The sequence below is a fragment of the Noviherbaspirillum sp. genome (genome assembly GCF_035944575.1).
Taxonomy (GTDB): domain Bacteria; phylum Pseudomonadota; class Gammaproteobacteria; order Burkholderiales; family Burkholderiaceae_D; genus Noviherbaspirillum.
On sequence record NZ_DASZBA010000084.1, the window covers coordinates 1 to 5,326 of the forward strand.

Annotated in this window: 5 protein-coding genes; 1 reads left to right on the plus strand and 4 read right to left on the minus strand. The window is 59.9% G+C overall.

Translation table 11 applies throughout. The features are described 5' to 3' along the window. The coding region (locus VGU61_RS04840; protein WP_326857969.1) for a diacylglycerol kinase at positions 1 to 257 on the minus strand (257 nt) is incomplete at its 3' end. Positions 258 to 359: 102 nt separating this feature from the next. Continuing rightward, positions 360 to 1,526: an alpha-hydroxy acid oxidase gene (locus VGU61_RS04845; RefSeq protein ID WP_326857970.1), complete on the minus strand. Its 1,167-nt coding sequence runs from the start codon at positions 1,524 to 1,526 to the stop codon at positions 360 to 362. 181 nt (positions 1,527 to 1,707) lie between these two features. Here VGU61_RS04845 and VGU61_RS04850 point away from each other — a divergent pair, with 181 nt between their 5' ends. Then, positions 1,708 to 2,496, plus strand: a complete 789-nt coding sequence (locus VGU61_RS04850) for an IclR family transcriptional regulator (RefSeq protein WP_326857971.1) — start codon at positions 1,708 to 1,710, stop codon at positions 2,494 to 2,496. 64 nt (positions 2,497 to 2,560) lie between these two features. Here VGU61_RS04850 and VGU61_RS04855 read toward each other — a convergent pair whose 3' ends face one another. Both VGU61_RS04855 and VGU61_RS04860 read right to left on the minus strand, forming a co-directional pair. After that, positions 2,561 to 3,415: a CheR family methyltransferase gene (locus VGU61_RS04855; protein ID WP_326857972.1), complete on the minus strand. Its 855-nt coding sequence runs from the start codon at positions 3,413 to 3,415 to the stop codon at positions 2,561 to 2,563. Then, positions 3,400 to 5,326 (minus strand): response regulator (locus VGU61_RS04860; protein WP_326857973.1); only part of this gene is annotated, 1,927 nt, incomplete at its 5' end. The genes VGU61_RS04855 and VGU61_RS04860, both read right to left, overlap by 16 nt.

Consider the following 5,326-nt stretch of genomic DNA (forward strand, 5'->3'; position numbering starts at 1 on the left):
TCGATTGCGGAATTGATCAGCTCGACGATCAGTACCAGGACCAATACGCCGATCAGCGCCAGTTTCTCGACCGGCTTGATCGGCAAGGCCAGTGCGACAATCGTCGCGGGTACTACGACCATCAGCTCCTGGCGGAATGCATGCTCGCTCTTCCAGGCCATCCGGAAGCCTTCAAACGAATAAATGATCGCACCGGCGATGCGCTTCAAGCCGCTTTTGCTTTTGAATTCGCTGACTTCTGGATCATTGTTTGCCATGCCGTTGCCGCCGCGCAGAATTGAAGGCGCAATTCTAACAGTCAAGACAGCGGTGGCGGCATGGCGGACGGCATTGCCTGTTACAGGCAATGCCATGGCCAGCTAGCGCTGTGAAAGCGGACGCGGATATGTCCCGGGCAGCAGGATGGATTTGTCGACCTTCTTGATGTCGGTCAGTCCGCACAGGGCCATGGTGACATCGAGCTCTCTGCGGATGATTTCCAGGCACTTGGCCACGCCTGCCTCGCCCATCGCGCCCAGGCCGTACAGGAAAGCCCGGCCGATATAAACGCCGCGGGCGCCGAGGGCCACGGCCTTGATCACGTCCTGGCCGGAACGGATTCCGCCATCCATATGGACCTCGATTTGGTCGCCGACGGCTTCGACAATCCCCGGCAAGGCCGCAATCGACGATTCCGCGCCGTCGAGCTGGCGACCGCCGTGATTGGAGACGATGAGCGCATCGGCACCGCATTGCGCCGCCATTCGGGCATCCTCGACGTCCATGATGCCCTTCAGGATGAGTTTGCCGTCCCAGCGATCCCGTACCCACTTGATGTGGTCCCAGGACAACGCAGGGTCGAATTGTTCGGCGGTCCATGACGACAGGGACGACATGTCCGACACTTCGTTGGCGTGGCCGACGATATTGCCGAAGCCGCGGCGGCGGGTCTGCAACATCCCGAGGCACCAGGCCGGCTTGGTCGCCATGTTGAGCATGTTCGGCACAGTCAGCTTGGGCGGCGCGGACAATCCGTTCTTCATGTCCTTGTGGCGTTGCCCGAGTATCTGCAGGTCGAGAGTGAGAACCAATGCGGAGCATCGGGCGGCTTTCGCGCGCTGGATCAGCTTGCCCATGAATTCCCGATCCTTCAGGAAGTAGACCTGGAACCAGAAGGGCGTGTTGGTATTTGCCGCGACATCCTCGATCGAGCAGATGCTCATCGTGGACAGGGTGAAGGGCACGCCGAATTTTTCCGCCGCCTTGGCGGCCAGGATTTCGCCGTCGGCGTGCTGCATCCCGGTCAGCCCGGTCGGCGCCAGGGCAACAGGCAACGCGGTGGGCTGCCCCACCATCGTGGTTGCCAGAGTACGGTTTTCCATATTGACCGCAACCCGCTGACGAAACTTGATGGCGGCGAAGTCAGTGTTGTTGGCACGATACGTCGACTCGGTCCATGAGCCGGAATCGGCATAATCGTAAAACATGCGCGGCACCCGCCGCTGCGCAAGTATGCGCAAATCCTCGATGCAGGTGATGACTGCCATGGCGTGTCCCTTGTCTTTGATGTGCGTGATTGAATGCATGCATTATGGCGTGCGCGGGTCGCAACACCTTGTTGCAAGTTCATGAAAGTTATTGAATGACCACCGGAAAAACTTTTCGCACGACTTTTCGTTTTTTTCACATTGTGATATAAAGCCTTTACTGCAACGCACCAATCACACCATGAAACCCGATTCATCCGCTGACAATCAAACATCGATCCAGGTGATCGAACGCTTGATCTCGTTACTTGATGCCCTTGCTCAATATCCGGATCCGGTCAGCCTGAAGGAGCTGTCGACCGTCACCGGTCTGCATCCGTCGACGGCGCATCGTATCCTCAACGACCTGGTGCTGAAGCGCTTCGTCGATCGCGCCGATGCCGGCTCCTACCGACTCGGTATGCGCCTGCTGGAACTCGGCAATATCGTGAAAAGCAGGTTGAATGTACGGGAGGCGGCTCTCGATTTCATGCGCGCCCTGCATCGCAAGACGCATCAAACCGTCAATCTTTCCGTTCGGCAGGGCGACGAGATCGTGTATATCGACCGCGCCTTTTCCGAACGCTCCGGCATGCAGGTGGTGCGCGCCATCGGAGGCCGGGCACCGCTCCACCTTACCTCCACCGGCAAGCTGTTCCTGTCGATTGACGACGCCAAATCGGTGCGCGCTTATGCGACCCGCACCGGGCTGGCCGGCCATAACAAGAATTCCATTACCGATCTGATCAAGCTGGAACGTGAACTCAGCCTGGTGCGGGCCCGCGGCTATGCACGCGACAACGAGGAGCTTGAGCTCGGCGTGCGGTGCATGGCGGCCGGTATTCACGATGACTCCGGCAAGCTGGTCGCCGGGCTGTCGATCTCCGCGCCGGCGGACCGCCTGCAGGAAGAATGGGTCGAGGACCTGGTCAGTACGGCGAACGAGATTTCGGCGGTTCTGGGATTCGTGCGTCAGGGCGCTGCCGCCTGATCCGCAAACGCAATGTATCGATACGATGCGTCCTTGCACGCACCGTATCGGTTTTCAAGGCAGGTCATACCATCCGGCGGTACAGGCCCTGTTCCGCGCAGACCGGCTTGTAGCGCGAATCAAACGGCGTCGCAGACAAGTCCGCCGTCGTATCGACACTCAGCATGCCGAACAACGGCAGGCTCTCATGGAACAACTGCAGCGCCCGTCGACGCAGCGCCACGCCGAAGTCCCCCAGCCGGCGGCGGCATATGATGAGTTCGAATTCGTTAAAGGAAGCGTCGGTGGTCAGGTTGTAATGCGCCCATGTGATATTGCGTCGCAACTCCGGTATGAACAAGGCCTTTCCTTCGCTCTCGATGCAATAACTGGCAAGCGAACTCTGGCCGCCGCTGCGACGATAGTTCTCCTCGTACTCCGGCATCCTGTCCAGCGGAAAACAGCCGCCGCTGGCTTCCTCCAGCAGCGATTCGTTGGAAACGGTCGCAAAGATCCTTGTTCGGTCGTACAAGTTTTCTTCCTTCAGCAGGATCGCCAGCGAGCATGCCTCCTCCGACGACAGGCAATCGGCGATCCAGATCTTCGGCGACGGACAGGACCGCAGCCATGGCCCGAGCGAATCCCGCAGAGCACGAAAATGTCCGGGGTTGTCGAACAGCGGCGCAGGTTGCCCGCTCAGCACGCGCAACAGCGATTCGAAGGCGGCGGTATCGTGCAGCACCCTGTCCTGCAGGGCGGAGACGGTTGGCATGCCATCCGCCTGCATTAACCCGTGCAGCTTCTGCCGCAAGGGCTCGCGCTGATAGCCGCGGAAGTCATAGCCGGAAAACTGGAAAACGCCCTCCAGCAGGAGGTCGATCTCCAAGTCTTCCACGGCCTGCGCTGCGGTCATCGCCGGCATGACTATTGATGCAGCCATACCCGCATCAACGACAGCAGTTGCGCCACATCCACCGGCTTGGTGATGTAGTCGGATGCGCCCGCCGCAATGCATTTATCGCGGTCGCCCTTCATCGCCTTGGCGGTAAGCGTGATGATCGGCAGCAGCTTGAATTTCGGAATGTTGCGGATGGCGCGCATGGTGTCGTAGCCATCCATCTCCGGCATCATGATGTCCATCAGCACGATCTCGATCGACGGATCCTTTTCCAGCACTTCGATGCCGTCACGGCCGTTCTCGGCAAACGATACCTTCATCTGCTGCCGCTCCAGCACCGAACTGAGCGCGAAAATATTGCGCAGGTCATCGTCGACGATCAGCACCTTGCGTCCGGCCAGTCCGCCGTCGGCGGCGTGGATTTCATCGAGCATGCGGCGCTGTGTTTCCGGCAGGCTGGCATGAGCGCGGTGCAGGAACAGCGCGGTTTCATCCAGCAGGCGCTCCGGTGAACGGGCGTCCTTGACCACCACCGTCTTGGCAATCTTCTTCAGACGGGTCACTTCCTTCCGGTTCAGCTCCTTTGCGGTGTACACGACGATTGGAAGATTGCGCAGTGTCGAATCCTCGCTGATCTTGTCGAGCAATTCGAAACCGCTCATGTCCGGCAAGGTCAGATCCAGCACCATGCAATCGAAGTGCGACGATTTCAGGGCATTAAGCGCTTCCTGCCCGGTTTCCACACCGGTGATCTGGACGTCGCTTTCGCCGATCAGCGCCACGATGGTCTCGCGCTGCATCTTGTCGTCCTCCACCACCAGCAGGCTGCGCTTGCCACGCACCAGGAACTGCTGAATGCGGGAGTATTCTTCCTGCAGGCGTTCGCGCGACACGGGCTTGTGCAGGTAGGAGATCGCGCCATGCCGCAACGCGCGCTCGCGTTCCTTGAGCGTGGAGATGACGTGCACCGGAATATGCCGCGTGCTGGGATCACGCTTCAAGCGGTCCAGCACCGTAAAGCCGTCGATATCCGGCAGGTCGATATCGAGCAGGATGGCGGCCGGCATGTAATCACGTGCCAGCGTGAGTGCCGAATCGCCCTTGGAAGTGACGATGCCCTTGAAGTTCTTTTCGCGCGCGTAGTCGAGCAGCACCTTGGCGAACCGGGCGTCATCCTCGACGATCAGTACGGAGGGATCGCCCGGGGCGATGAGTGCACGGTCGTCCAGCGTCGTTTCATAATGCGCGACCGGCATTTCGACCCGCACCGGGGTCGGCTCCACCTCCGTTTCGGACAGAACCTCGACATCCTCCGCTTCCGCATACACGATTTTCGACACGATGGAAGGCGACGTCGCTTGCGGCTGCGCCGTTACCTGCGTCGGAGCGGGCGCATTGCGCGGCGATTCGTAATTGATGAATCCGGCACGGTTATACGGCAGGAACAAGGTGAAGGTACTGCCGACGCCGATCACGCTTTCTACCCGGATCTCGCCGCCGAGCAGGCGGGCAAGTTCACGGCTGATCGACAAACCGAGGCCGGTGCCGCCGTACTTGCGCGCCGTGCTGCCGTCTGCCTGCTGGAACGCTTCGAAGATCAGTTGAAGCTTGTCCGATGCAATACCGACGCCGGTATCCGTCACCGAGAAGGCCAGTACGCCGTCGGCCTGCGCAAGATTCGGATGGTCGGCACTCCAGCCGGCCTTCGCCATCGTGATATTGAGCGAAACCTGCCCATGCGCCGTGAATTTGAACGCGTTCGACAGCAGGTTCTTCAGGATCTGCTGCAGTCGGGTCGTGTCGGTCATCATCGCCACTGGGAGGGTTTCCGCGAGGTCGACCGCGAAATTGATGTTCTTCGCTTCGGCCATGTGACGGAATGTGCGTTCCACGTAGCCGCGCAATGTGCGGAATCGACATTCGCTGACTTCCAACGTGACGGTTCCGGACTCG